This is a genomic window from Lysinibacillus sp. NPDC097162 (genome assembly GCF_044762185.1).
Lineage (GTDB): Bacteria > Bacillota > Bacilli > Bacillales_A > Planococcaceae > Lysinibacillus.
This window is the reverse complement of record NZ_JBIWDT010000001.1, coordinates 1,796,712-1,819,329: the sequence shown is the minus strand read 5'-3', so window position 1 is coordinate 1,819,329 and position 22,618 is coordinate 1,796,712. Positions and strand designations below refer to the sequence as shown.

Genomic DNA, 22,618 nt, shown 5'->3' with positions numbered 1-22,618 from the left:
TGATACAAGTTAGCTTTGACAAAAAGTTGAAAGATTATAAGTCATAAAAAAGCACTATCTCACATTAAATGAGATAGTGCCAGCGATTAATGAATATATTTATTACTTACAAGACTATTTTGAAGGACGTCTGTTGGAATTTCAAATTCCACTACACCCATATAGCCAGGTGCTACTTCATATTTATCGAATGAAATAACGAGTTTTCCTTTTTCAGAAATGTAGAATTGTTGTTCCTTATTGATCGTAGTAAACACTTCCATTAAATCTTCATCAGGCAAGCCCGCTCCTTTAACCCAATAAACTTTATCTTCGTTTGTTGCAGCAATTTGTTCACGCATTTGTTCTTTAATATTCTCACTAATAGCATGAATATAGCTATCATCTTTAAATAGACTTGGCAGCGTAATTAAAATTTCGTTTTGTTTATCAATCGTATCATAGTGCATAACGGTTGATGATGATCCTACTGTATTGACAATATAACGTCCTATCGATAAAATCTGGTCGTTATCCGTTTTAATTTCATAGCCGCTATCTATTCCATAGTGACCACCGCCATTTGCTTTCAAATCGCCAACTTCTGCAATAAAGTCATCATAAAGTGCTTTTCCTTCTGAACGATATTTTTCATTTAAAGCATTTGCAAGATCTGTATTTTCTAAATGCTCAATAGAAGGTACTTTAATAGTAGCGTCATATGTGTCATCAGCTACTTCATATTCTGTCCATGTCAGTACTTTTATGACACTCCCTACTACAGGAATATCAGACAATGTACGTGCCATTGCAGGGCTAATATTTAAACTAGCTGTAAATAGCATAGCAGCTGCCGCTGTTCCAAGTAACCATTGCGGTCCTCGATTTTTTTTCTTCCTTTTTCCTTGTTTTAGTGCACTTTCAACTACAAAGTCAAGCTCTTTTGGTATTGGAACGTCATTATAATGTTTTTTTAGCTCTTCTAATTTTTTATCCATGTGCTGTTTCTCCCTTCCCATCTTGGAGTTGTATTTTTAACAGTTTTAAAGCTTTATATAGGCGCGATTTAGCTGTGCTTAGCTTTATATCCAGTATGTTGGCAACATCAGCTAACTTTAAATCTTCGAAATAATGTAAAATCACGACTTCACGGTACATTTGAGGTAATTCCTCTAAAGCATGCTCTAAATCGATGTTCTCGTAAATATCTTCTTGAGCAGGAGTTAAATATTGTAAAGTGTTATCATCCGTCACTTGTAAGCGATTATGCTTGCGCAAAAAATCAATGGCTGTACGTACAACAATTTTGTAAAACCAGCTTTTCATGTAATCCACATGCTCTAATCGATCGAGAGAAAGCATGGCTTTTTGAATACTGTCTTGTACTATATCAAGTGCATCCTGCTCATTTTTCGTATAGCTATAGGCAAGCAAATAAAATCGTTCTTTCTGTTCACGAATTAACTGGACAAACACCTCTTCATGTTGAAATGCATTTCTTGTTTTCATGTCCAAAGAAGCTCCTTTTTAACATTTTCAATTTGTATACAACTACTAGACGTATGAAAGTGGGGAAAAAGTTGAAGCAATGAAAAAAAAACTTACCTCATAATAGAGGTAAGAATTGTTTCACGAAAAATAGTCGTATGTATTTTTCAGCAATAATAGGATGGTAACAACGATAAATAGTTTACGCACGTAACTACTCCCGCGTTTAATAGCAAATTTTGAACCGACTATCGCACCTGCAATTTGAGCTAGTCCCATAGCGAAGCCGTAAGTATAATGAATCTGACCTAAGTATATAAACATTAGAAGCGCTGCTATATTGCTTCCAAAGTTTAAAAACTTGGCATTGCCGGCTGATTTTAAAAAGTCAAAGCCAACGATTAAAAAGGCAAACAGTAAGAATGATCCGGTACCAGGGCCTAAAAAACCATCATAGAAGCCAATTAAAGTAATAATAAGGACGAAAAAAGCATATCGTTTAGGTGTTAGCTTTTTATATGTGGAAATACTACCCCAGTCTTTTTTGAAAATCGTATAAACAGCTACAGCCGCTAGCATGATTAACATTAAAGGCTTTAAAACACTTGGATCAATTAAATGGACAATCCATGCGCCAATCATGGAGCCGAAAAAAACAAAAGGAAACAGCTTATAGACAGATTTAATATCTAGCTTCCCAGAGCGGTAAAACGTAATGGTACTAGTTAAAGATCCCATTGTACCCGCTAGTTTATTTGTTGCGACAGCTGCGGAAGGTGGTAATCCTACAAATAGGAGAGCAGGTAATGAAATGAGCCCCCCACCACCAACTACAGAGTCGATAAATGCAGCCAAAAAGCCAAAAATAATAAGAATTAATAATATATTTGGGTCTAAATCGAAGGGCACAAACGTCATCTCTTTTCTCTAATAATAATCTGATATTAAAGGAACACGGAGTGACTGTAAATAGCTTGTATTAATTTTTAGCTACCACGTTTAGTATGCATCATTTGTTGAAGAACTATAAAAATCTACAAAATACAAAAATATTCTACTTTATGTAATTATTTTAATGTATTATGAAGGAAATGGTGTTTTTGCGTAAAGGGGACGTGATGACATTTGTCTTTAGGAAATCATTTTCGAGTGTTTGTTTGTGTTGTATTTATGGGTGTGCTCGTAGGGTATGTGTTTAATGCGAAAAAAGATATTACGGATAATGTATATATCGATACAGTAAAGGAAGGATATTTGGTTGATTTTGCTGACGTGAAAGTCCGTGATGCCTTTAATTATGCTTTTACAGAGCCGTATTGGCGTTATTATAAGGCGAAAACGGGTCAACATGTCGTGGAGCTTTCAGGGGATATTCTATTTTCAGACGAAAAAGGACATGCCATATTACAATTCATAGTGAATGAGGAAGCAACTGAGTTTAAGCTTTTTGCAATGAAGTTTAACGATGTTGTACTTGATTCAAAACAAAAAGGAATGCTTGTTGGCATTGTTTATGAAACTTGGGAAATGAAACAGCTCGCATATCAGTAAGTGCTTTTGCTTTGTAAAAAGGGATGACTATATTACAGTAGAAAGGAGAGCATACAGACAGAGAGGGTGTTTTCATTGAAATTAAGTATTTTAGATCAAATTCCTGTACCGAAAGGTCATACTGCTGAACAGGCCTTTTTGCGTACAGAACAATTAGCGCTCTTAGGAGAAGAACTTGGCTTTAATCGCATGTGGTTAGCAGAGCATCATAATAGCGAATCACTAGCAAGCTCAGCACCTGAAATTACAGCAGCCTTTTTAGCGGCGAAAACAAAACGTCTGCGGATTGGCACAGGGGGCGTCATGATGATGCATTATTCTCCCTACAAGCTGGCAGAAGTATTTAAAACATTAAGTGCACTAGCACCGAATCGCATTGACTTTGGTGTTGGCCGTGCTCCTGGTGGAGACCATGCATCAATCTATGCATTAGCAGAGGGACGTAGACAACATTTTAATGAACAATATGATAAGCTCGATATCATTTTAAAATTGATGAATAATCAAAAAACGGGCGAGTCTGTCTATGATCAAGTGATTGCTTCGCCTACTAACATACAATTACCAGAAGCGTGGTTGCTCGGCTCAAGTGGCCAAAGTGCCATGCAGGCAGGGCAACGTGGTGTAGGTTATTCGTATGCTCAGTTCTTTACGGGCAATATGTCCAAAGATATTTTTGATACGTATAAATCTTATTTTACACCTTCTTATTATATGGAAAAACCGCAAATTATCGTTACCTATGCAACAACGGTTGCTGATACGTTAGAGGAAGCGGAATACTTAGCTAAGCCAATTGATATTACGCGCCTTCAGCTTATGAAGGGGCAAATTATTCAGGCGATGTCACCAGAAGAGGCGAAGGATTATCCATTAACAGAGATGGATAAAATGATGATTGCCAACAACCGCAAAGCAAATATTGTAGGCACACCGAAGGAAGTTGCAGCATTTTTAGTAGCAGAGCAGGAACAATATGGCTTTGATGAAGTGATGCTAAACTGCAATCAATATGCGCAGGAAAGTCGCTTGAATTGCTATAAACTACTGGCAAATGAATTGATTTAACAAATAGCTATATTAAGAAATAAATTAAGACAAAAGAGAAAAAGTGTTAGATTGACAGCCATCAATCTAACACTTTTTCTGCTGTACCGTTGTTGTCTGCTCAGTACAGTAAATCGCAACGTTCGCTAACTTGCGAGGTGCCAACGTCATACGTTCTGTGCGTGTCTGCGAAAAAGAGTGGGAATGGAACGGAAATCAACGATTTATGAAAGTTTATCTACAGCAGAAATGTCCAATGCATTCAGTTGCATTGGACATTTTTTATAGTTAAAGTTTCGCTGAGCCGCTCATAAAAGTAGTGTCTTGATAATACATATTTTTAACTAAGACATTCGGACCTAAACATTTCACAGCTGGACAGTGGCAGTTTAAAGATTTTGCTAAATCTGTAGCCATCCATTTATCGAAAATTGCTGGTAGTTTATCATGAACGATATTACCGAGAGCTGATGCATCACCAAAGTCTGTAACGATGACATCACCTGTAAAGATATTGACATTTAGTCGTGAACGACCGTCTGGATCATTACGCATTGTGACGTTTTTAGTCTCTCGTAACCGTTTTAATAGTTTTTGATCTTCCTCATTAGTGCTACAAGGATAAAACGGCAATGTACCAAAGAGCATCCAAGTATTTTCATCGCGTACATCAAGTAAATGATGGATCGCTGCACGTGTTTCCTCTAGAGAAAGAGATGTTAGTGAACTTGCAAAGTCAGACGGATACATAGGATGTACTTCATGACGAGCACATTGCATCTCATTAATAATTTGGTTGTGGATGTGCTCTAAGTAAGGCAACGTTTTTTTGTTAAGCATTGTTTCAGCAGAAACCATAACGCCATGCTCAGCAAGCATACGCGCATTATCAATCATGCGTTGGAAAAGAGCTGCACGTTGCTCATAGGTAGGTTTACGTGCCATCATTGCAAATCCTGTTTCAACAAACTCATCAACTGTACCCCAGTTATGAGAAATATGTAAAACATCTAAATAAGGTGCAATGAGTAAATAACGTTCTGGCTCGATTGTTAAGTTCGAGTTGATTTGCGTACGAACTCCACGTGCATGTGCATATTTTAATAGGGGTAGTACATAATTTTGAACTGATTTCTTCGACATCATCGGTTCGCCACCAGTAATACTAAGTGTTTTTAAGTGTGGAATTTCATCAAGGCGTTTTGTGATTATGTCCATTGGCAGTGCCTCTGGATCCTTATTTTGCAATGTATAGCCTACAGCACAGTGAGCGCAGCGCATATTACAAAGGGTTGTTGTTGTAAATTCAATATTTGATAGGGTCATGTGCCCATGTTGTTCGACATCTAAATAGGCTTCCCACGGATCAAAGCTGGGCGTAATTTTTTGTAAGGTCGTCATTTTTCGTACATCTTCCTTTCTAGCATTCTATTGTCTCATATTCAGTGATATTTTCAAATATGAAATTATTGAAAGAGCATTTTTTTGTCCTTTCTTGGAAATTTTATTCGTGTATCGATATAAAAAATGCTTCTAAATATCCTCAGCGCTTTTCAATCTTTGGAAGAAAACTACAATGATAAACGAAATAGGCATGTGGTATTATGTTTAGAATACTTTTGCATGTACACAATGGCAGCATATTGTCCAAAAACGGGTTTCTTTTAATACGCGAATGCAAAGAAAAGAATGAGTGTTTACACTGCTATTTTTCTGAAAAAACGTTATGATAGAGAAAGCAAGGCGGGAAGACCGTAACGAAGAAAGTAGGAATTTGTTTTGAGTAAGTATGAAATACTATTATTTGATGTAGATGACACTTTATTAGATTTTAATTTAGCTGAAGATGCAGCACTAAAACGTTTATTTGAACAAGAAAAAATTGCGACTACACCGACTATGATTACCCGCTATAAAGAAATTAATGAGTCAATGTGGCGTGCTTTTGAGCGAGGCGAAGTAACGAAAACTTCTCTACATAATACTCGATTTTCAATCGCGTTAAAGGAATTTGGCATAGAGGTAGACGGCGAGTATGTTGAAACTGTTTTCCAAAAGTATTTGCAGGAAGCACATCATTACGTAGATGGAGCATATGAGCTGATTGCACAACTTGCAGACAGTTACGATTTATATGTCGTTTCAAATGGTATTACAAAAACACAAAATAAACGATTAGCAGATGCAGATTTAGCAAAATATTTTAAAGGTATTTTTATTTCAGAGCAAACGGGCTATCAGAAACCGATGCCAGCATTTTTTGATTATGTTTTTGACCGTATCGACGGATTAAATAAAGATAAGACTTTAATTGTGGGAGATTCACTAACATCTGATGTGAAAGGCGGTTTACTAGCAGGGATTGATACGTGCTGGTTTAACATTCGCGATATGCAAAATACAACTGATATAAAGCCTCATTATGAAATTAAAAAATTACATGAGTTGCATATGTTATTAAATAAATGATTCATAAAGGAACTTCGCTCTACTATTTGATAGTAGGCGAAGTTTTTTTAGGTAGGTAACTGTAGGAGCATGTGCTAAAAATACTATATTTTTAAACAATTAAATCTATTATGATAGTTATAGAAAATAATAAAAGGGAGGAGCAATATGAAAAGAATATTTCAAACAACGACTATCCTCGTATTGCTGGGGGCATCAATCGCTTTCCCGATAGAAGCTTCCGCCTATGATGAATCGACGCACTACGTACATACGAAAACAGAAAATATGACAATCTATTCCGCCTATGGTGCTACAATTTCTGCAGCTGAAAAAAATGGAGTCTATAGCATTAAAGCGAATATCGTCAATAACCGTCAACCGCTTGAAGTTGTCATTTTTAAAAATGGACAATCCGGTGTGCTACAACAAGTATTGAAAAAAGGAATGGAACCCGTTGCCTATCGAGATGAAGGAGATCGAGTGGTTGCGATAATTCACAACAATGCAGAGTTGAAGTTTGTGCAACCTGAGCAACTCTATTTCAGAGATTTAGCAAAGACATCAAATAGCTCCTACATTCAAACTTTGGCAGAGCGAGGAATTATTCGTGGGCGTACACCAGATAATTTCGGTGTAAATGATTCTTTAACCCGTGCACAGTTTAGTGCTTTGCTCGTCCGTGCATTTAGCTTTCAGCAGGAGCCAACGAAACAGTTTACAGACATAAATCTAAAAACATCGTGGTACGGTGGTCATGTAGGTGCTTTACATTCATTAGGCATTATTCATGGCAAAACGCCAACTACTTTTGATCCGAATGGCAAAATTACACGTCAGCAGGCGATATTGATGCTAGGACGCACATTGGATGCAGTTGATTTTGTGCTAGAAGATAAAGATGATACAACCATTTTACCTTTTGAAGATAGCTATACATTCCAAGGAGAGTTATTACGTCACACGCAGACACTATATACAATCGGTGCTTTAGATGACAATGCAAATTTAAACCCGAATCAGTATATTACACGAGGTCAATTCGCAAAAATGTTGGCTGTCACTTTGCAAGCAGCAGGCAGATTATAAGTGCCATTTTAAGTGCCTGGCACTCTATCGGCGGTATTGGCAGAGCTAACGGCGATTAACGCAATTTTTAACGGCGAAATTTACAAACTAATTGGCGATTGAACACCTTTTTATCCTTAATAGGAAGAAAAGGTGTTTTTATTATGTGAAATATTCGATAAAAAGAACAAAATATTGTAAGTGAAATTGAGCACATTAAATCTATAAAAAGGTATAAAAAACAAACGATCGGGCAAAACCATTTATGAGACTAGTTTTCACGAGAGGGGAAAATGCTGATGAGTACTATATTAAATGCTACAAAACGTCATAAAGGACAACGCTCAACATTAACAAAACTAAGACAAAGTGGTGCCATTCCTGGCGTTGTTTACGGTTATCAAATGGAGCCCACTTCGATATCACTTGATGCCAGAACATTTGCTAAAGTTTTAAGCGAAATTGGTAGTAAAAGTGTATTTCAATTAGATGTCGAAGGAAAAAAAGTAAATGCAGTATTAACAGAAGTACAACGTTGTGCGTTAAAAGGTTTTGTAAAGCATGTAGACTTTAAATCAATCAATATGTCAGAAGAGCTAGAAGTCGATATCCCTGTTACCGTAGTAGGTGATGCTATCGGTGTTAAAGATGGAGGTTTCTTGTTACAACCAAATCGTGAAATTCGTATTAAAGTGAAACCTTCGGAAATACCAGAAACGGTAGAAGTCGACGTAACAAATGTTGCAATTGGTACCTCACTGTATGTTGGAGATATTCGTCAAAACGTACACTTTGAAATTTTAAATGAAGACGACTATACATTAGTGACAATCACGCCTCCAGCAGCAGAAAATGTACAAGAAGAGGAAACAGTAGATGGCACACCTGAAGTAATAGAAGCGACAGGGCAAAATACAGCTGAACCGAGAGAATAAAGAGTTTTCAAACAACTAATTTAGTCATGAAAAAGCTTGTGAAGTATTACATTTCACAAGCTTTTTGAATTTATATAATTTTTAAACGACAGCGCTCTTAACACCAGTCCATTTTGTAAATAATTTCTCATTGTAAGTTAATGCTAATTGTACAATTGGGCCAAGGCCGAAAGCCATTAGCACTGTTCCTACTCCAATTGGACCACCAAGTAAAAAGCCAATAATAGCAACTGTTACTTCCATTAACGTACGAGCACGTGTAACACTCCAGCCTAGCTTATGAACCATCAAGAGCATTAATGTATCTCGTGGGCCAATGCCTAAATTCGCTACCATATACATGCCACAGCCCCAACCAAGTAAAAGCAATCCAGTTAAGTAGGCAAGTAGCTGCATCCAAAAGCCCTCAATATCTGGGAGCCAAAAGTTGAAAATATCAATAAAAATGCCAGCTAAAAACATATCTATAAATGTACCTGGTAAAGGAAATTTCTTTGTCACTAGCATATCAAATGCTAAAATGGCTAAACCAATTAGTATAGACCAAGTGCCAATTGTAAGACCAAATGTTTTGGCTAACCCTATATGTAAAACATCCCATGAACCAACGCCAAAAAATTGTCCTTTAATAGTTAAAGTTATGCCAAAGGATAAAACTAAGATGCCAGCAATGAAAAATAGACATCGTGTAAAAAAAGCTTGTTTCATATTTAAAACCTCATTCTGAAAAATTCATATTGTCCAACAAAGTATTATAGCAATAGTTTTAGAAAAACGCCGAAAATAGTCATTTCATATTTTTCAAAAAAAGGCGGTTTAGCTTTAAGAACGAGGGGTAAAATAATAATGAATATGAAAGGATGGGATGAAATGACTTCAGTACGTGATGAAATTTTAGAAGTATTAAATCGAGAAAAAATAGGAACGATGGCAACCGTTGAAAATGGCAAGCCATATTCACGTTATATGACATTTCAAAATGAAGACTTCGTATTATATACAGTGACAAATAAGCACTCTGAGAAAATCGATGAGCTATTGAAAAATCCTTATACACATATTTTATATGGCTACGATAATGGAGGCTTTGGTGATACGTTTGTAGAAATTGAAGGGAAGCTTACAGAAATTGAAGAGGAAGGCTTGAAAAATAAATTAGCAGAATTTTTCACAGGTATTTTCATTGGCAACAAAGATGAAATGGTGACACTTAAAATTGAGCCTATTCGTATGCGATTGATGAACAAAAAAGGTGAGCCACCTAAAGAGTTAGAATTTACAAACGACCATTTATAAATGGTCGTTTTTTTCATACTAGTAATAAGGTATATAAAAAAATGAAGACGAAACAATCAACATGACTTGAAACTCCTTCGTCATTCATGCATGATAGGTCATAAAAGAAAAGGGAGTGCTCAAAATGGTAGAAAAAGTACAGCAGCTAGCAGAAAATATACAGGCTTCACAGGGGAAAATGGAGGCAGATTTTATTTTGCGTAATGCACAAGTTGCAGATGTTTTTACTTTAACGTGGAAGAATGCAGATATTGTTGTGAAGAATGGGCAAATTGTAGCTCTCGATACACAAAATCGTTTTATTGCTCACAATGAGGAAGATGCTGAAGGGCATTATGTTATCCCAGGGTTAATGGATGGGCATATACATATTGAATCATCAATGCTTACGCCTTCTGAATTTAGTCGCGTGCTTGTTCCTCACGGCGTGACAACTGTCATCACAGATCCGCATGAAATAGCAAATGTTGCAGGTGCTGAAGGCATCCAGTTTATGCTAGATGATGCGAAAAAAGCGGAAATGGATATTTTTGTAATGCTGCCTTCCAGCGTGCCAGGCACTCGTTTTGAACATGCAGGGGCCACACTTACTGCTACAGACTTAGCCCCTTTTATGACCAATGATAATGTACGTGGATTAGCAGAGGTGATGGATTTTCCAGCTGTGCTGAATGGCGAAAAGAACATGCTTGAAAAAATTAGGTTAGCACAACAAGCTAACCTTGTTGTAGACGGACATTGTGCAGGATTGACTAGCGCACAAATTACAGGTTACCGAGCGGCAGGCATTCATACTGATCATGAGTGTGTGACAGCGGAAGAAGCGTTAGATCGTATAGAGCAAGGAATGTATGTATTAATACGTGAAGGCTCAGCAGCTAAAAATTTACGTGATTTATTACCGGCTGTAGATACAATTAATGCGCGTCGCTTTGGTTTTTGTACAGATGACAAGTATGTTGACGAATTAATGGAAGAGGGAAGCATCAACTTTGATATCAAGATGGCGATTGAAGAAGGAATGGAGCCATTGCAAGCTATTCAAATAGCTACAATTAACGTAGCTGAGTGCTATCGTTTATACGATCGAGGGGCAATAGCACCAGGCTATAAAGCCGACTTTGTCTTAGTGGAAGATGTTACGAAAATGCGAGCGCAAGCCGTCTGGAAAAATGGCGTCAAAGTTGCTGAAAAAGGTACAATGCTAACGGCGCGTGTAGAACCCGAAGTGCCTGCTCATATCCATCGCTCTGTGCATTTGCCACCTATTACTACGGACATGCTTGCCATTCCATTTACAAAAGGATCAAAAGCTAATGTAATGGAGATTGTTCCTAATCAGCTTATTACCAATCATTTAGTAGTAGATGTACCGGTTACGATGGATAAATTTATTCCATCTGTAGAGCAGGATTTACTAAAGTTGGCTGTAATCGAGCGCCACCATCATTTGCACACAACTGGTCTTGGTATTGTGAAAGGTTTTGGATTGCAAAAAGGTGCGGTTGCAACGACAGTAGCACACGACTCTCACAATGCACTAGTCGTTGGAACGAATGATGATGATATGGTCATGGCCCTTAATCGTATTCAAGAAATTCAAGGGGGATTTGTGATCGTAGCAGACGGCAAAATATTAGCAGAAATGCCATTAACAATTGGTGGGCTAATGACAGATGCAACAGCACATGATGCCAAAATGCAATTAGCGAGTCTACACACTGCACTAAATGAGCTAAATCCTAATTTAGATTTTCATTTTCTTTTAACGTTTTCATTTGTGGCATTGCCTGTTATCCCATCTTTAAAATTAACGGATTCAGGATTATTTGATGTCACAACATTCCAACATATTTCGGTAGAAGCATAATGATAAAAACGACCTGAAAGCAGCATGCAATCAGGTCGTTTTTTAGTTGTTATCCATGCCTTAAGCTGCTTTTCATGCGGCTAAACAATACGATAATAATCATTTTTTGCGTACTATTGAATAAAAATATTACTGCGCCTGATTCAAAATTATTGAAATCGAAGCGTTTTCATATTAGAATAACATTTATAGATTATCGATAATCTATAATGGATAACATTTTTACTAGCCACCATATACACGGAACTATTAAAATAAGAGGATATAAATTTATTGGAGTGGTTAGATGGGGTTTAATGAAAATTCAATTTCGAAGAAAACGATAGCAGAACAAATAGCTGAGCAATTATTATTTCGCATATTTTCAGGTCAATATGAACAAGGACAGCGTTTGATAGAGTCGGAAATTGCAAAAGAGTTACAAGTAAGTCATGCACCTGTCCGAGAGGCTCTGTATCTTTTACAAAAAGATGGTGTAGTTGAAAAAATACAACATAAAGGTGTAAGTGTAAAAATTATTTCGGATCAGGAATTGAAGGATTATTTAGAAACCCTTTATTACCTGTTGGATCTTGCACTTAAAAATTGTGAAACAAAATGGACTGCCGAATTTCAAAATGAACTTTTACTTCGTTTTGAAACGATGGAACAACGAAAGTCCGTAAAAAATATTTACGAATATGTTGTATCGTTTGCCCACCTGTTAGAATTGTTTTTCGATATTACTGGAAATATTGCGATGCTACGTTTCTTTAAAGAAACCATATTTGTTACAAATGTAGCTGCACAAACAAAATGGAAAATGAATCTCGTTGAATCCTATCATATGTCCATTCATACGTTTATCAAGTGTATAGAAATATCGGATTTTGAAAATGCCCGAAATGCTATTAAAGATGTTATTTTATGGCATCATTTTAATTAAATTTTAAAGGGGAAATTGATATGAAAGCAGCAGTTTGGCACGGCGTAAAAGATATTAGAGTAGAAGAGGTTGAATTACGAGCTTTAAGAGAAGATGAAGTGAAAGTAAAAGTAGCTTGGGCAGGTATTTGTGGAAGTGATTTACATGAATATCAAGAAGGTCCAGTATTCATACCGGTTGATGCAAAAGCTGATTTAACGAGTGAAATTGCTCCGCTAACAATGGGACATGAATTTGCTGGCGTAATCGAAGAAATTGGTTCTAAGGTTACAAATTTTAAAGTAGGAGACCGAGTAGTAATTAATCCTACTTTAACATATAGAAACAAACATGAAGATATCGATCGTTATGATGGATTTAATTTCATCGGATTACATGGAAACGGTGGGTTTGCAAAATATGCAAACGTGCCTGAAACAAATATACACCGTTTAGCTGATAATTTAACATTACAAGATGGTGCATTAGTAGAACCGATGGCGGTTGCTGTACAAGCTGTAAAAGATGCGGGCGTTACTTTAGGAGATTCAGTTGCAGTGTTTGGTGCTGGTCCAATTGGATTATTGACAGTCATTGCTGCTAAAGCATCTGGAGCAAGCAAAGTTATCGTATTAGATTTATCTGATAACCGATTAGAAAAAGCAAAAGAGTTAGGTGCAACACATATTATTAACTCAGGTAAAGAAGATCCTGTACAAGCTGTTCGAGCGATTGTAGCAGATGGGGTAGATGTTTCTTTTGAAGTTGCTGGAGTTGCTCCTACTTTTAAACAAGCTATTGATGTAACAAAAGCGCGTGGTAATATGATGATTGTTTCTATTTTTGCGAGACCAATCGAGTGGAATCCAATTCATCTTACAAACACTGGTGTAAATCTTCTTTCTTCAATTGTTTATACACCAACAATATTCCAAAGAACAATTGATGCAATGGGTGCTGGTCAGCTAAATCCACAAGGCATTATCACAAGCCAAATAAAATTAGATGATATCGTTGATAAAGGCTTTGAAGCGTTAACAAACGACAAAACTCAATCTAAAATATTAGTTGAGTTAAGTGGAGAAAAATAATACAACGCCAACTAGTGAATTTATACTAGTGTAAGCTCATTTATCTTTTAAGAGAGAACTAATTATAGTTCTCTCTTTCTTTTATTCCTTTAACATATTGATGTTCAACATGTCGCAAATGATGAATGAGCACAATGTTAAAATCTTTCAAAATAAACGTGTTAGTCTATGCTCTTTTGCGTTTGAGTGTAGCTAATAAGTTCATTTCACAGGCGTGACTTATTGACTTTATTGTTTTTTTAATGTGCCTGAAAAATTCGTACCTTCATTGCGCTCTGAACTGCAATCAACCTCGATTATTTTTAGCGCATTTTTAAGTTGCTCGAATTCCAGAACACAGCGGTTTCCATTTTCAGATCTGTTCATTACAGCCTTAGTGTTAGATGTAATGGTAGCTGTCCCATCTACACTACCTAACTGTTGACCATCACTTGCTGTTAAAGAAATGTTAAACGTTTTGCTTGTGACATTAGAAATAATGGCGTCGCGTCGATTAAACTCATTCGCCCCTTTGCCCCATTTATAGTAGTACGTATAAGTCCCTTCCCACGGACTATTTGAAGGAGGCACTTGCTGCATCGTTTTATCTAGCTGATGTTGTCCATTGATCGCTCGTGAATTTAAGGAAGCATTGCTCGGATTATCATAAATGTTTTGTGCATCTTCAGAAATAGTATAAAAATTTCTCGAATCCATGCGATGAAGTAATGTAACGACTTGTGCACGTGTCATATTGTTTGCAACGCCAAAAAACTTTTGTAAATCACGATTTTCATATTGCTCGTTCTGACCAGTGGAAATATAGGAATCGAGTAAAAATTGAATGGATTCATTGAGACCACGTTTACCCTCGGCTAGGTGAGTGATAGCCTGTGCAACAACCCCACGTTTTATAGCAGTTGCTCGGATATTGTTATGAAAGTAGCCATTAAGAGGTACACCATAACTTGCAAGGCGGTTATAATACTCATCTGACCAATTCGCTGCAGGGGTTTGCTTTTTCAACTCATCATATGGAGTTTCTAGTTCATAATAATTTGCAAGTAACTTTGCAAATTGTTGCTCGGTAATGGTCGCATTCGGCTTGAACGTGCCGTCAGCATAGCCATCAATAATGTCATATTCCTCTGCCCACATGACGGCCTCATAAGCAAAATGGTCTTCGGTCACATCTGTAAAACCAGCTGCTTCTACCTTGAGGTTACCAGCAACGATAAGTAATGAAAGCAATACTATACTCAATAATTGTTTCATTAGCATTCTTCCTTTCTAGCAATTATACTATTTAGTTTGCAGGATATAGATGGAAACTGCAAATGTTTCCATTAGATATTTTCAAGTGCATGTCCTTTTTACTAGTCAAAAAGTAGTCAGACTTTATTGGCAATATCGAAGAATCTATCAGCGATATAGGACAGTTAAACGGCGAAAACGAACATCAATTTTTCATCTTTTTTATAACCAAGATAGGCATCGCTAATTTTTGTAGAACATGTACAAAAATTGGCGGTGTTTTTTTGTAGGCTAAATACAAAAGATGTGCAAGAAAAAAATTTTTTTAAAAATTTTTGTTAAAACAGTTGAAATTTATTCACTTTAAGCATATATTTTTCCTAAGGGAAACAAAATATCGTAAACGAAAGAAGAGTGAGTCAATGAAAAAGTTAGATGAATTAAAACTAACGATTCTTCCACTAGGAATACTAGTGTTTCTGACGATGTTGTGGAAAATGACCCAATCTGTAGGTGTAGCGATTTCAATTGTTGTATTTTGGATGGGCTGGAAACAGCTTATGAAGAAATTTATGATAAATAATTAATTTGAGAGACAAAGTTGCATCAACAGTAATGCGGAAATAAGAGAAATGTTTACGCAAGTTGCAGCGAAGCATTTCTCGTAAATTATAAAATTTAAGGAGGGAAGCCGTTTAGTCAAAACAAGCAACACTATAAAACAAAAAAAGTAATACGTTTACTTCAACATCGCTTAACGAATACCCGTATCATCATCTTCATTAAGTAGCGACTAACAATAAAGATAAACTTTCTAGCACCGATTTGGAGAAGTAATCCTACTGAGAAAGATAAATAATAACATCTTTCTCAAGTTCATTTGGGCAACAAAAGCTGTACGAGTTTCTAGCGTATATTTGATTGAAACAGTTAAATGTTATCCTTCTTCTGAAATCTATAGTTGAAATCGCTTTATGTAGAAGTTTTCACTATTTGAAAGAATCTCTAAAGGTGATGGGTGTAGCATAGTAAGATGAAAATCCTGCGCCCATCTATGTAGTTTCTATTAGTCGTCAAAATGCAGAAGATACGGCTAATATGTATTCGTTGTATGCACTATCAGCTTGTGGTGCTGCTAAGACAAACGAAAGTAGCTTCGGTAAAAATGAGTACGATGAAGCAAGAAGTAAACGTAAACTTATAACGTTTTAGAAGGTTTTGACAACGGTAATGGTAAATGAAACGTTTATTAGGTGTATTTGTTTTAATGATGTTACTTTTTGGTTGTAGCGCAGAAAAAAATGAAACTGGAAAAAGGGAAGGGGTCGTTGTTGCAACGACAGGGCATATTGGCGATGTTATTAAAGAAATTGGCGGTGACCATTTAACTGTTTCAGCTTTAATGGGACCTGGTGTTGATCCACATTTGTACAAGGCAACACAAAGTGATTTATCAAAATTAGAAAACGCTGAAGTAATTTTTTATAACGGTTTACAATTGGAAGGCCAAATGCTCGATATTTTCGATCAAATGTCAAAAGATAAAACGGTATTAGCTGTTGGTGATAAGTTAGATAAAGATAAGCTACTTGATAGTGAAGATGAAGGGCTACTACACGATCCGCATATATGGTTTAACATTGACCTTTGGAAACAAGTTGTAGAAGCGGTAACGGAAACACTTGTGAAAGAATATCCAGAGTATAAGGATGATTTTAAAGCAAATGAAACAGCTTTTTTGAAAAAATTAGATGAATTGCAAACTTACGCGAAAGAGCGTATTAATGAAATTCCAGAAAAACAACGTATATTAGTAACGGCCCACGATGCGTTTAACTATTTTGGTGAGAGCCAAGGTTTTGAAGTTCGTGGCTTACAAGGGCTTAGTACAGAAGCAGAATATGGTGTGAAAGACGTACAGGAAATGGTAGATTTCTTAGTTGATAACAAAATCAAAGCTATTTTTGTAGAGTCAAGCGTTTCAGATAAAGCGATGAAAGCTGTAATAGAAGGAGCAAAACAGAAAGGGCATGACATTGTTATTGGTGGAGAGTTATTTTCAGATGCTATGGGTGCTGAAGGAACAAAAGAAGGCACATACATTGGGATGTATCAACATAACATCGACACAATTGTCGATGCACTGAAGTAGGTGGAAAAATGAATGCATTAACAGTTGAAAATTTATCGGTTGCTTATGATAAGAAAACAGTGTTGGAAAATGCCAACGTTACAGTGCCTACAGGCAGACTCTCGGCAATAATTGGTCCGAATGGAGCAGGCAAATCAACATTTTTAAAGGCAATTTTAAATCAATTACCAAATAAGGTTGGGAAAGTAGAAATACTAGGAAAGAACTTTGATCCAAAAAGTCTAATTGTTGGCTATGTACCACAACGCAATGCAGTCGATTGGGATTTCCCAACAAATGCCCTCGATATTGTATTAATGGGGCGATACGGACATACAGGTTTATTTAAAAGGCCATCCAAACAGGATAAGCTGCTTGCTAATCAAGCTTTGGAAAGTGTAGGAATGCAAGATTTTGCAGAGCGTTCCATTGGTCAATTATCCGGTGGTCAACAACAGCGTGTGTTTTTAGCAAGGGCTCTAGCGCAAAATGCAGATATCTATTTTTTAGATGAACCATTTGCTGGTGTAGATGCCGCAACAGAAAAAACGATTATCGATATTTTAAAAAGCTTAAAGGCACAGGGGAAAAGTATTTTTGTTGTGCATCATGATTTACAAACAGTAAAAGAATATTTTGATTACACAATTTTATTAAATAAGACGATTTTAGCATCAGGTGCAACTGAAGATGTTTTTACTGCTGAACAATTACAAAAAACATACGGTGGTAAATTATTTATGATGCAAGACACGTTAGGAGCGAACAGCGTATGTTAAGCGGTAACTTACTTTGGGTGTTGCTCGGTACGATGCTACTTGGCATTGCGGCTGGAATAACGGGGACCTTTTCCTTTCTTCAAAAACAGAGTTTAGTTGGGGATGCTGCAGCACATGCAGCGTTGCCTGGTATTGCTATAGCATTTTTATTAACGGGCCAAAAAGATTTACCAATCTTAATTTTAGGGGCTGCAATTACGTCAGCATTATCCGTATATTGTATTCAATGGATTGTTTCATTTTCTAAAATGAAAGCAGATGCTGCTATTGGTTTAGTATTGACCGTATTTTTTGGGGTAGGGGTCGTATTTTTGACAGTTGTGAATCATAGTCCGCTAGGAAATCAAAGCGGACTCAATGATTTTATTTTCGGCAAAGCTGCAACAATGACAAAAGTTGATTTAACATGGTTATTTATCAGTGCAACAATCATCATTTTAGTGAGTCTATTATTTTATAAGGAATGGAAGCTTTTAATTTTTGATCCTGTTTATGCAAAGGGCATTGGCTTGCCGGTTGAAGCGTTAAAAGCTGTATTGACGATATTGATCGTTTTGACAATTGTAACAGGTATCCAATCCGTTGGTGTTATTTTAATGTCGGCACTGTTAATCATTCCTGCTGTAAGTGCAAGGCTATGGACGACAAAATTAAGTTCCATGATTGTACTGAGTGCTACTATTGGTGGCATATCAGGTTTAGTCGGAACCTTTATTAGTTCACTGCGAACGGGATTATCAACAGGACCTATTATCGTATTAGTAGCAGCTAGCATTTTCTTTATCTCTTATTTAATAAGTCCAGCAGGGCAAATTAATAAGTTTCTCAGAAAAAAACAGTTTCGAAAGCAAGGTGAGGTAGGGTGATTGAGTTTTGGGTCATTTTTACAGGTCTTCTAGTAGGGATAACATGTGGTATGGCAGGAGTTTTTCTAATATTACGTAAAATGTCGATGATAGCAGATGCCATTAGCCATACTGTGCTGTTCGGAATTGTTATGGCTTTTATTGTTACGCAAACATTAAATGGCTTTTGGATGCTAATAGGAGCGGCATTTGCAGGGATATTAACTGCTTATTTAGTACAGTTACTGCATTCATCAGGTATACAGGAAGATGCTGCCATTGGTGTTGTCTTTACGTCTTTATTTGCTGCAGGCGTCTTGCTTATTACATTGTTTGCTAGCAATGTTCATTTAGACGTTGAGCATGTATTAATGGGTGAAATTGCCTTTGTCCCTTGGGATAAATGGACATTATTGTCGATTACAATGCCAAAAGCAGTCTGGATGTTGTTGCTCGTTTTATTAATAAACATTGGGTTCCTTGTTTTATTCTTTAAGGAAATGAAGCTAGCAACCTTTGATGCAGTGTATGCGGCGTCTATAGGCGTTCCGATTATTTTTCTGCATTATGGCTTTATGACTTCAATTTCCTTCACAACTGTAGCAGCATTTGATAGTGTAGGGGCAATTTTAGTAGTTGCCATGTTAATTGGTCCTGCCGCAACAGCCAATTTAATTAGTAAATCGATTAAACAAATGTTTCTATACAGTATGTTATTTGGCGGGGCAGCAGCGATTATTGGCTATTATTTGGCGAAATTTTGGGACACGTCCATTGCAGGTATGATGGCCACAGCAGTCGGCATATTATTTGTCGTCACGTTATTAGCTCAAAAAATCGTCGATAGGAAAAGAAAATCCCTTGTAGGTAAATTAGAGGGTTTATAATTGATAACAATGAAGAGGTGAGGCTTATAATAGGCAGCATCTCTTCATTTTTTATTTTTGGAACATCGAGAACGAATAATGAGAAAGGTAAAAATAAGGTGAACATTTCATCCTTTAGCATGATTTTCACTTTCTATATTAATAGTATACTTTTGTCAGTGATGAAAAGGAGCGATAGCATGATAAAAGGATTATATGAAGCACATTTACCAGTAAGTAATTTACAAAAGTCAATCACTTTTTATAAGAAATTAGGTCTTGAGTTAGCTTATGTGAAAAATCAATTAGCTTTTTTCTGGATTGTCAAAGGGGAAAGTTGGATTGGGCTTTGGGAAAGTAAGGAAGCAAAATTAGATTATCATCCTTCTATTCGGCATATTGCTTTCAGAATTGATAAAGAAGATTTAGCACGAGTGAAAGAGTGGCTGCAATCCATTGACATTGAAATAAAAACAGCATTTGGTTTTACGCCAGCACAACAACCGCTTGTTTTACCAAATAATCCACATGCACATGCCGCAATCTATTTTGCTGATCCAGACGGGAATTCCATTGAGCTAATTACACCATTGAGACTGGATGTTGAGGAAGATTTTCCAATGATGTCGTTAAATGATTGGTGCAATAATGAGGGGATATAGATTGGTAAAAAGAATACATAATTACAAGCTAAGGTAGAGATAAAATAGTAGAATTGTAATTTTATATGTACGAATATTTATAATTTTGTTACGATGGGTGTTATTAAAATTTAATAGAGGACAACGAGGGGATGCAGCATGTGGAAAAATCACAACGTATGGATAATTTTATTAGGTGAGTTTGTAGTAGGTCTTGGCCTATGGGCTGGGATTATTGGAAATCTAGCATTTATGCAAGAGGTAGTTCCGTCAGATTTTCATAAATCATTAATTATTTCAATTGGAATTTTAGCTGGTCTTGTTGTAGCGCCGCTTGCAGGACGACTAATTGACCAATCAAGGAAAAAAACGGTCATTCAGTTTGCTAGTGTGGGTCGCATTATTAGCGTATTTTTTATGTTTATCGCACTTTATACAAATTCGGTCATTTGGATGATTCTCTTTTTAATTACATTGCAAATTGCGGCAGCATTTTATATGCCTGCTTTACAATCAATTATTCCAATGGTTGTTAAGGATAAAGATTTAATCTCATTGAATGCATGGCAAATGAATGCTCGAACGATTTCACGAATTGTCGGAACAGCGGCAGCGGGTTTAATGTTAAGTTATTTTGAGTTGAAATGGCTATACATTATTTCGCTTATTGTATACATACTAATGTATTTTATAACAAACGGATTAAAGCTAGATGAAACAATTAATCTGTCCGTTCAAGATAAAGAAAAAGGTGGATTTAAGGAAGTTTTACCTATGCTAAAAGAGCATCCAGTCGTTTTAATGACACTTGTTCTAATGTTAATCCCTACATTATTTTTAGGCTCTTTTAATTTAGTCATTATGAAAATATCAGAAATTCACCAGTCCACAACTATTTCTGGTTTATTGTATACGGTTGAAGGTATCGGCTTTATGTTAGGTGCAGCAGGGCTCAAATATATTGTTGAGCGAGTGAATATAGGTACATTATTATTTGGACTTGCGTTTATCATTGGTTTAATGGAGCTTATGTTACTGCTTGCAGATAATACTTTCTTCGCGTTACTGACATTTGGACTATTTGGTTTTTCTGTAGGTTGTTTTTTCCCAACGACAATGGTAATCTTTCAAAAGCAAGTGCCGAAAGAGTATTATGGCCGTTTCTTTTCCTTCCGCAATATGATTGACTCTGTCGTCTTCCAAATCGTTCTACTATCAACGGGAATGATGCTTGATTTAATCGGCTTAAATGGAATGGGTCTAGTATTTGGTATCATTAGCCTAAGCTTAACCGTGTCTTTTCTATTTTTTTCAAAGAAAAAGAATGTAATTATGCATGCACAATAACGAAGCTTAATCATACTGAACACGGCAATAGACATTTCCAAAAATTTATTGCCTTCTCTTTATTAATTTAAATGACAAGCTATTTCCACTAAATGTGGAGGTAGCTTTTTTTATTGCAGTGTATTCCATAGTTCGATGGGCGTTGAATTATTCTATGTTTATAATGGCTATAAAATGGTTATTACCAAAAGTTAGGGGAATTTGTATGAATAATATTAAATTTATCGCTTTATTACTACTTACAACGTTTTTAATGGGCTCTTCGTTTGCCATTGTAAAATTGGGTTTACCTTACTCATCTCCATTATTATTAGCGGCATTACGTTTTATCGTAGCTGGTGTATTAATGGCTGTAATTGTTCTTCTTTTAAAAAGACCTCACCCAACGACAAAAGCCAATTGGTTGAAAATTCTTTTGATTGGTACGTTTCAAACTGCTGGCGTGATGGGGTGTATATTTTTAAGCTTGCGAACGATTACAGCTAGTGAATCTTCTATTCTAACATTTACGAACCCACTGTTAGTCGTTGTATTGGCAACTATTTTTACAAAAGCACATTACCGTTTGTATCAGTGGGGCGGTGTTATTCTCGGTTTAATCGGTGTCATGATTACAATGGGTGCACAAATCGAGTGGAAAATTGGTCTAGTTTTCGGGTTTCTTTCTGCTGTTTTTTGGGCCATTGCCACGTTATTAGCAAAAAAATGGGGTGTACTGTTTGATACATGGGTTCTATCAGCATACCAGATGCTCTTTGGGGGATTACTGCTCTTACTAGGTAGTATTGTACTGGAACAGCCACATTTTATCGTTAATGGCCATTCATTGGTTATTTTACTATGGTTAAGCATTTTTTCTTCAATCATTCAATTTGCTGGCTGGTACTATCTTTTACAAAATAGTGATCCAGGGAAAACGAGTGCTTACTTATTCTTAGCCCCTTTCTTTGGAGTATTAACAGGCTGGATATTATTAGATGAACCATTGCACTCGTCGCTTTTGATAGGGGGGCTATTTATTTTAAGTGGTATTTATTTAGTCAATCGAAATTTTACTTCTGCAAGAACAGGCAACTATTAAAACCGATGCTACCCTATA

At 36.4% G+C, this 22,618-nt stretch carries 23 protein-coding genes; 17 read left to right on the top strand and 6 right to left on the bottom strand.

Translation table 11 applies throughout. The annotated features are described in order from the left end of the window. Positions 1-86: 86 nt before the first annotated feature. The 3 genes from rsiV to ACIQXW_RS09270 form a co-directional block, all read right to left on the bottom strand. Positions 87-977 carry an anti-sigma-V factor RsiV gene (gene rsiV / locus ACIQXW_RS09280; RefSeq protein ID WP_401017305.1) on the bottom strand — a complete coding sequence of 297 codons (891 nt, stop codon included), beginning with the start codon at positions 975-977 and terminating at the stop codon, positions 87-89. Beyond that, entirely contained in the window at positions 970-1,488 is a 519-nt protein-coding gene (locus ACIQXW_RS09275; RefSeq protein WP_340824046.1) for an RNA polymerase sigma factor SigV, read from the bottom strand. Before ACIQXW_RS09275 ends, rsiV begins: the two co-directional genes overlap by 8 nt. Positions 1,489-1,608: 120 nt before the next feature. Continuing rightward, complete coding sequence (locus ACIQXW_RS09270) at positions 1,609-2,376, bottom strand: TSUP family transporter (RefSeq protein ID WP_340824048.1); 768 nt, start codon at positions 2,374-2,376, stop codon at positions 1,609-1,611. 216 nt (positions 2,377-2,592) lie between these two features. On the opposite strand from ACIQXW_RS09270, the gene ACIQXW_RS09265 reads away from it, so the two are divergent. Beyond that, positions 2,593-3,018 (top strand): hypothetical protein, encoded by a 426-nt coding sequence (locus ACIQXW_RS09265; RefSeq protein WP_402761414.1) that lies wholly within the window; start codon positions 2,593-2,595, stop codon positions 3,016-3,018. A 75-nt stretch (positions 3,019-3,093) separates the two neighbouring features. After that, positions 3,094-4,086 (top strand): LLM class flavin-dependent oxidoreductase, encoded by a 993-nt coding sequence (locus ACIQXW_RS09260; RefSeq protein ID WP_401017300.1) that lies wholly within the window; start codon positions 3,094-3,096, stop codon positions 4,084-4,086. A 267-nt stretch (positions 4,087-4,353) separates the two neighbouring features. On the opposite strand, the gene yfkAB is transcribed toward ACIQXW_RS09260, so the two are convergent. Continuing rightward, on the bottom strand, positions 4,354-5,466 hold the full coding sequence (gene yfkAB, locus ACIQXW_RS09255) for a radical SAM/CxCxxxxC motif protein YfkAB (protein ID WP_340824052.1): 1,113 nt from the start codon (positions 5,464-5,466) through the stop codon (positions 4,354-4,356). Positions 5,467-5,844: 378 nt separating this feature from the next. On the opposite strand from yfkAB, the gene ACIQXW_RS09250 reads away from it, so the two are divergent. The 3 genes from ACIQXW_RS09250 (at position 5,845) to ACIQXW_RS09240 (ending at position 8,516) form a co-directional block, all read left to right on the top strand. Next, positions 5,845-6,534: a YjjG family noncanonical pyrimidine nucleotidase gene (locus tag ACIQXW_RS09250; protein WP_402761410.1), complete on the top strand. Its 690-nt coding sequence runs from the start codon at positions 5,845-5,847 to the stop codon at positions 6,532-6,534. A 147-nt stretch (positions 6,535-6,681) separates the two neighbouring features. Next, positions 6,682-7,602: an S-layer homology domain-containing protein gene (locus ACIQXW_RS09245; RefSeq protein ID WP_402761407.1), complete on the top strand. Its 921-nt coding sequence runs from the start codon at positions 6,682-6,684 to the stop codon at positions 7,600-7,602. Between the two features lie 278 nt (positions 7,603-7,880). Continuing rightward, the gene (locus ACIQXW_RS09240; protein ID WP_402761404.1) at positions 7,881-8,516 is read left to right on the top strand and encodes a 50S ribosomal protein L25/general stress protein Ctc; all 636 of its coding nucleotides are present in this window, start codon (positions 7,881-7,883) and stop codon (positions 8,514-8,516) included. A gap of 81 nt (positions 8,517-8,597) precedes the next feature. Here the strand turns inward: ACIQXW_RS09240 and ACIQXW_RS09235 are convergent, their stop codons facing one another. Then, positions 8,598-9,224 carry a YczE/YyaS/YitT family protein gene (locus tag ACIQXW_RS09235; protein ID WP_401017291.1) on the bottom strand — a complete coding sequence of 209 codons (627 nt, stop codon included), beginning with the start codon at positions 9,222-9,224 and terminating at the stop codon, positions 8,598-8,600. A gap of 162 nt (positions 9,225-9,386) precedes the next feature. Here ACIQXW_RS09235 and ACIQXW_RS09230 point away from each other — a divergent pair, with 162 nt between their 5' ends. The 4 genes from ACIQXW_RS09230 to ACIQXW_RS09215 all read left to right on the top strand — a co-directional run bounded on the left by ACIQXW_RS09230 (position 9,387) and on the right by ACIQXW_RS09215 (position 13,677). Beyond that, positions 9,387-9,812 (top strand): pyridoxamine 5'-phosphate oxidase family protein, encoded by a 426-nt coding sequence (locus ACIQXW_RS09230; RefSeq protein WP_173479112.1) that lies wholly within the window; start codon positions 9,387-9,389, stop codon positions 9,810-9,812. A gap of 124 nt (positions 9,813-9,936) precedes the next feature. Further along, positions 9,937-11,682 carry an adenine deaminase gene (gene ade / locus ACIQXW_RS09225; RefSeq protein WP_402761400.1) on the top strand — a complete coding sequence of 582 codons (1,746 nt, stop codon included), beginning with the start codon at positions 9,937-9,939 and terminating at the stop codon, positions 11,680-11,682. Between the two features lie 286 nt (positions 11,683-11,968). Next, positions 11,969-12,607: a GntR family transcriptional regulator gene (locus ACIQXW_RS09220; RefSeq protein ID WP_340824061.1), complete on the top strand. Its 639-nt coding sequence runs from the start codon at positions 11,969-11,971 to the stop codon at positions 12,605-12,607. Between the two features lie 20 nt (positions 12,608-12,627). After that, positions 12,628-13,677, top strand: a complete 1,050-nt coding sequence (locus tag ACIQXW_RS09215) for a 2,3-butanediol dehydrogenase (RefSeq protein WP_340824062.1) — start codon at positions 12,628-12,630, stop codon at positions 13,675-13,677. A 228-nt stretch (positions 13,678-13,905) separates the two neighbouring features. Here ACIQXW_RS09215 and ACIQXW_RS09210 read toward each other — a convergent pair whose 3' ends face one another. Then, complete coding sequence (locus tag ACIQXW_RS09210; protein ID WP_402761396.1) at positions 13,906-14,931, bottom strand: S-layer homology domain-containing protein; 1,026 nt, start codon at positions 14,929-14,931, stop codon at positions 13,906-13,908. Positions 14,932-15,332: 401 nt separating this feature from the next. Here ACIQXW_RS09210 and ACIQXW_RS09205 point away from each other — a divergent pair, with 401 nt between their 5' ends. The 8 genes from ACIQXW_RS09205 to ACIQXW_RS09170 all read left to right on the top strand — a co-directional run bounded on the left by ACIQXW_RS09205 (position 15,333) and on the right by ACIQXW_RS09170 (position 22,600). Then, positions 15,333-15,497 carry a hypothetical protein gene (locus ACIQXW_RS09205; RefSeq protein WP_340824065.1) on the top strand — a complete coding sequence of 55 codons (165 nt, stop codon included), beginning with the start codon at positions 15,333-15,335 and terminating at the stop codon, positions 15,495-15,497. 650 nt (positions 15,498-16,147) lie between these two features. Continuing rightward, positions 16,148-17,062, top strand: coding sequence for a metal ABC transporter solute-binding protein, Zn/Mn family (locus tag ACIQXW_RS09200; RefSeq protein ID WP_340824067.1), 915 nt, complete (start codon positions 16,148-16,150; stop codon positions 17,060-17,062). Between the two features lie 8 nt (positions 17,063-17,070). Continuing rightward, positions 17,071-17,820 (top strand): metal ABC transporter ATP-binding protein, encoded by a 750-nt coding sequence (locus tag ACIQXW_RS09195; RefSeq protein WP_340824069.1) that lies wholly within the window; start codon positions 17,071-17,073, stop codon positions 17,818-17,820. Then, the gene (locus tag ACIQXW_RS09190) at positions 17,814-18,686 is read left to right on the top strand and encodes a metal ABC transporter permease (protein WP_401017279.1); all 873 of its coding nucleotides are present in this window, start codon (positions 17,814-17,816) and stop codon (positions 18,684-18,686) included. The genes ACIQXW_RS09195 and ACIQXW_RS09190 overlap by 7 nt, the downstream gene beginning before the upstream one ends. Further along, positions 18,683-19,552: a metal ABC transporter permease gene (locus ACIQXW_RS09185; protein WP_402761392.1), complete on the top strand. Its 870-nt coding sequence runs from the start codon at positions 18,683-18,685 to the stop codon at positions 19,550-19,552. The genes ACIQXW_RS09190 and ACIQXW_RS09185 overlap by 4 nt, the downstream gene beginning before the upstream one ends. 179 nt (positions 19,553-19,731) lie before the next feature. After that, positions 19,732-20,193: a VOC family protein gene (locus ACIQXW_RS09180; RefSeq protein ID WP_401017276.1), complete on the top strand. Its 462-nt coding sequence runs from the start codon at positions 19,732-19,734 to the stop codon at positions 20,191-20,193. Positions 20,194-20,331: 138 nt separating this feature from the next. Beyond that, on the top strand, positions 20,332-21,519 hold the full coding sequence (locus ACIQXW_RS09175) for an MFS transporter (RefSeq protein WP_340824074.1): 1,188 nt from the start codon (positions 20,332-20,334) through the stop codon (positions 21,517-21,519). A 205-nt stretch (positions 21,520-21,724) separates the two neighbouring features. Continuing rightward, the gene (locus tag ACIQXW_RS09170) at positions 21,725-22,600 is read left to right on the top strand and encodes a DMT family transporter (protein WP_340824076.1); all 876 of its coding nucleotides are present in this window, start codon (positions 21,725-21,727) and stop codon (positions 22,598-22,600) included. The last annotated feature ends 18 nt before the right edge of the window (positions 22,601-22,618 follow it).

Coding starts and splice junctions, on each gene's coding strand:
- ACIQXW_RS09245 (WP_402761407.1), top strand. CDS start 6,682: ATGAAAAGAATATTTCAAACAACGACTATCCTCGTATTGCTGGGGGCA.
- ACIQXW_RS09200 (WP_340824067.1), top strand. CDS start 16,148: ATGAAACGTTTATTAGGTGTATTTGTTTTAATGATGTTACTTTTTGGT.
- ACIQXW_RS09190 (WP_401017279.1), top strand. CDS start 17,814: ATGTTAAGCGGTAACTTACTTTGGGTGTTGCTCGGTACGATGCTACTT.
- ACIQXW_RS09195 (WP_340824069.1), top strand. CDS start 17,071: ATGAATGCATTAACAGTTGAAAATTTATCGGTTGCTTATGATAAGAAA.
- ACIQXW_RS09170 (WP_340824076.1), top strand. CDS start 21,725: ATGAATAATATTAAATTTATCGCTTTATTACTACTTACAACGTTTTTA.
- ACIQXW_RS09275 (WP_340824046.1), bottom strand. CDS start 1,488: ATGAAAACAAGAAATGCATTTCAACATGAAGAGGTGTTTGTCCAGTTA.
- yfkAB (WP_340824052.1), bottom strand. CDS start 5,466: ATGACGACCTTACAAAAAATTACGCCCAGCTTTGATCCGTGGGAAGCC.
- ACIQXW_RS09205 (WP_340824065.1), top strand. CDS start 15,333: ATGAAAAAGTTAGATGAATTAAAACTAACGATTCTTCCACTAGGAATA.
- ACIQXW_RS09210 (WP_402761396.1), bottom strand. CDS start 14,931: ATGAAACAATTATTGAGTATAGTATTGCTTTCATTACTTATCGTTGCT.
- rsiV (WP_401017305.1), bottom strand. CDS start 977: ATGGATAAAAAATTAGAAGAGCTAAAAAAACATTATAATGACGTTCCA.
- ACIQXW_RS09235 (WP_401017291.1), bottom strand. CDS start 9,224: ATGAAACAAGCTTTTTTTACACGATGTCTATTTTTCATTGCTGGCATC.
- ACIQXW_RS09220 (WP_340824061.1), top strand. CDS start 11,969: ATGGGGTTTAATGAAAATTCAATTTCGAAGAAAACGATAGCAGAACAA.
- ACIQXW_RS09230 (WP_173479112.1), top strand. CDS start 9,387: ATGACTTCAGTACGTGATGAAATTTTAGAAGTATTAAATCGAGAAAAA.
- ACIQXW_RS09215 (WP_340824062.1), top strand. CDS start 12,628: ATGAAAGCAGCAGTTTGGCACGGCGTAAAAGATATTAGAGTAGAAGAG.
- ACIQXW_RS09175 (WP_340824074.1), top strand. CDS start 20,332: ATGTGGAAAAATCACAACGTATGGATAATTTTATTAGGTGAGTTTGTA.
- ade (WP_402761400.1), top strand. CDS start 9,937: ATGGTAGAAAAAGTACAGCAGCTAGCAGAAAATATACAGGCTTCACAG.
- ACIQXW_RS09240 (WP_402761404.1), top strand. CDS start 7,881: ATGAGTACTATATTAAATGCTACAAAACGTCATAAAGGACAACGCTCA.
- ACIQXW_RS09180 (WP_401017276.1), top strand. CDS start 19,732: ATGATAAAAGGATTATATGAAGCACATTTACCAGTAAGTAATTTACAA.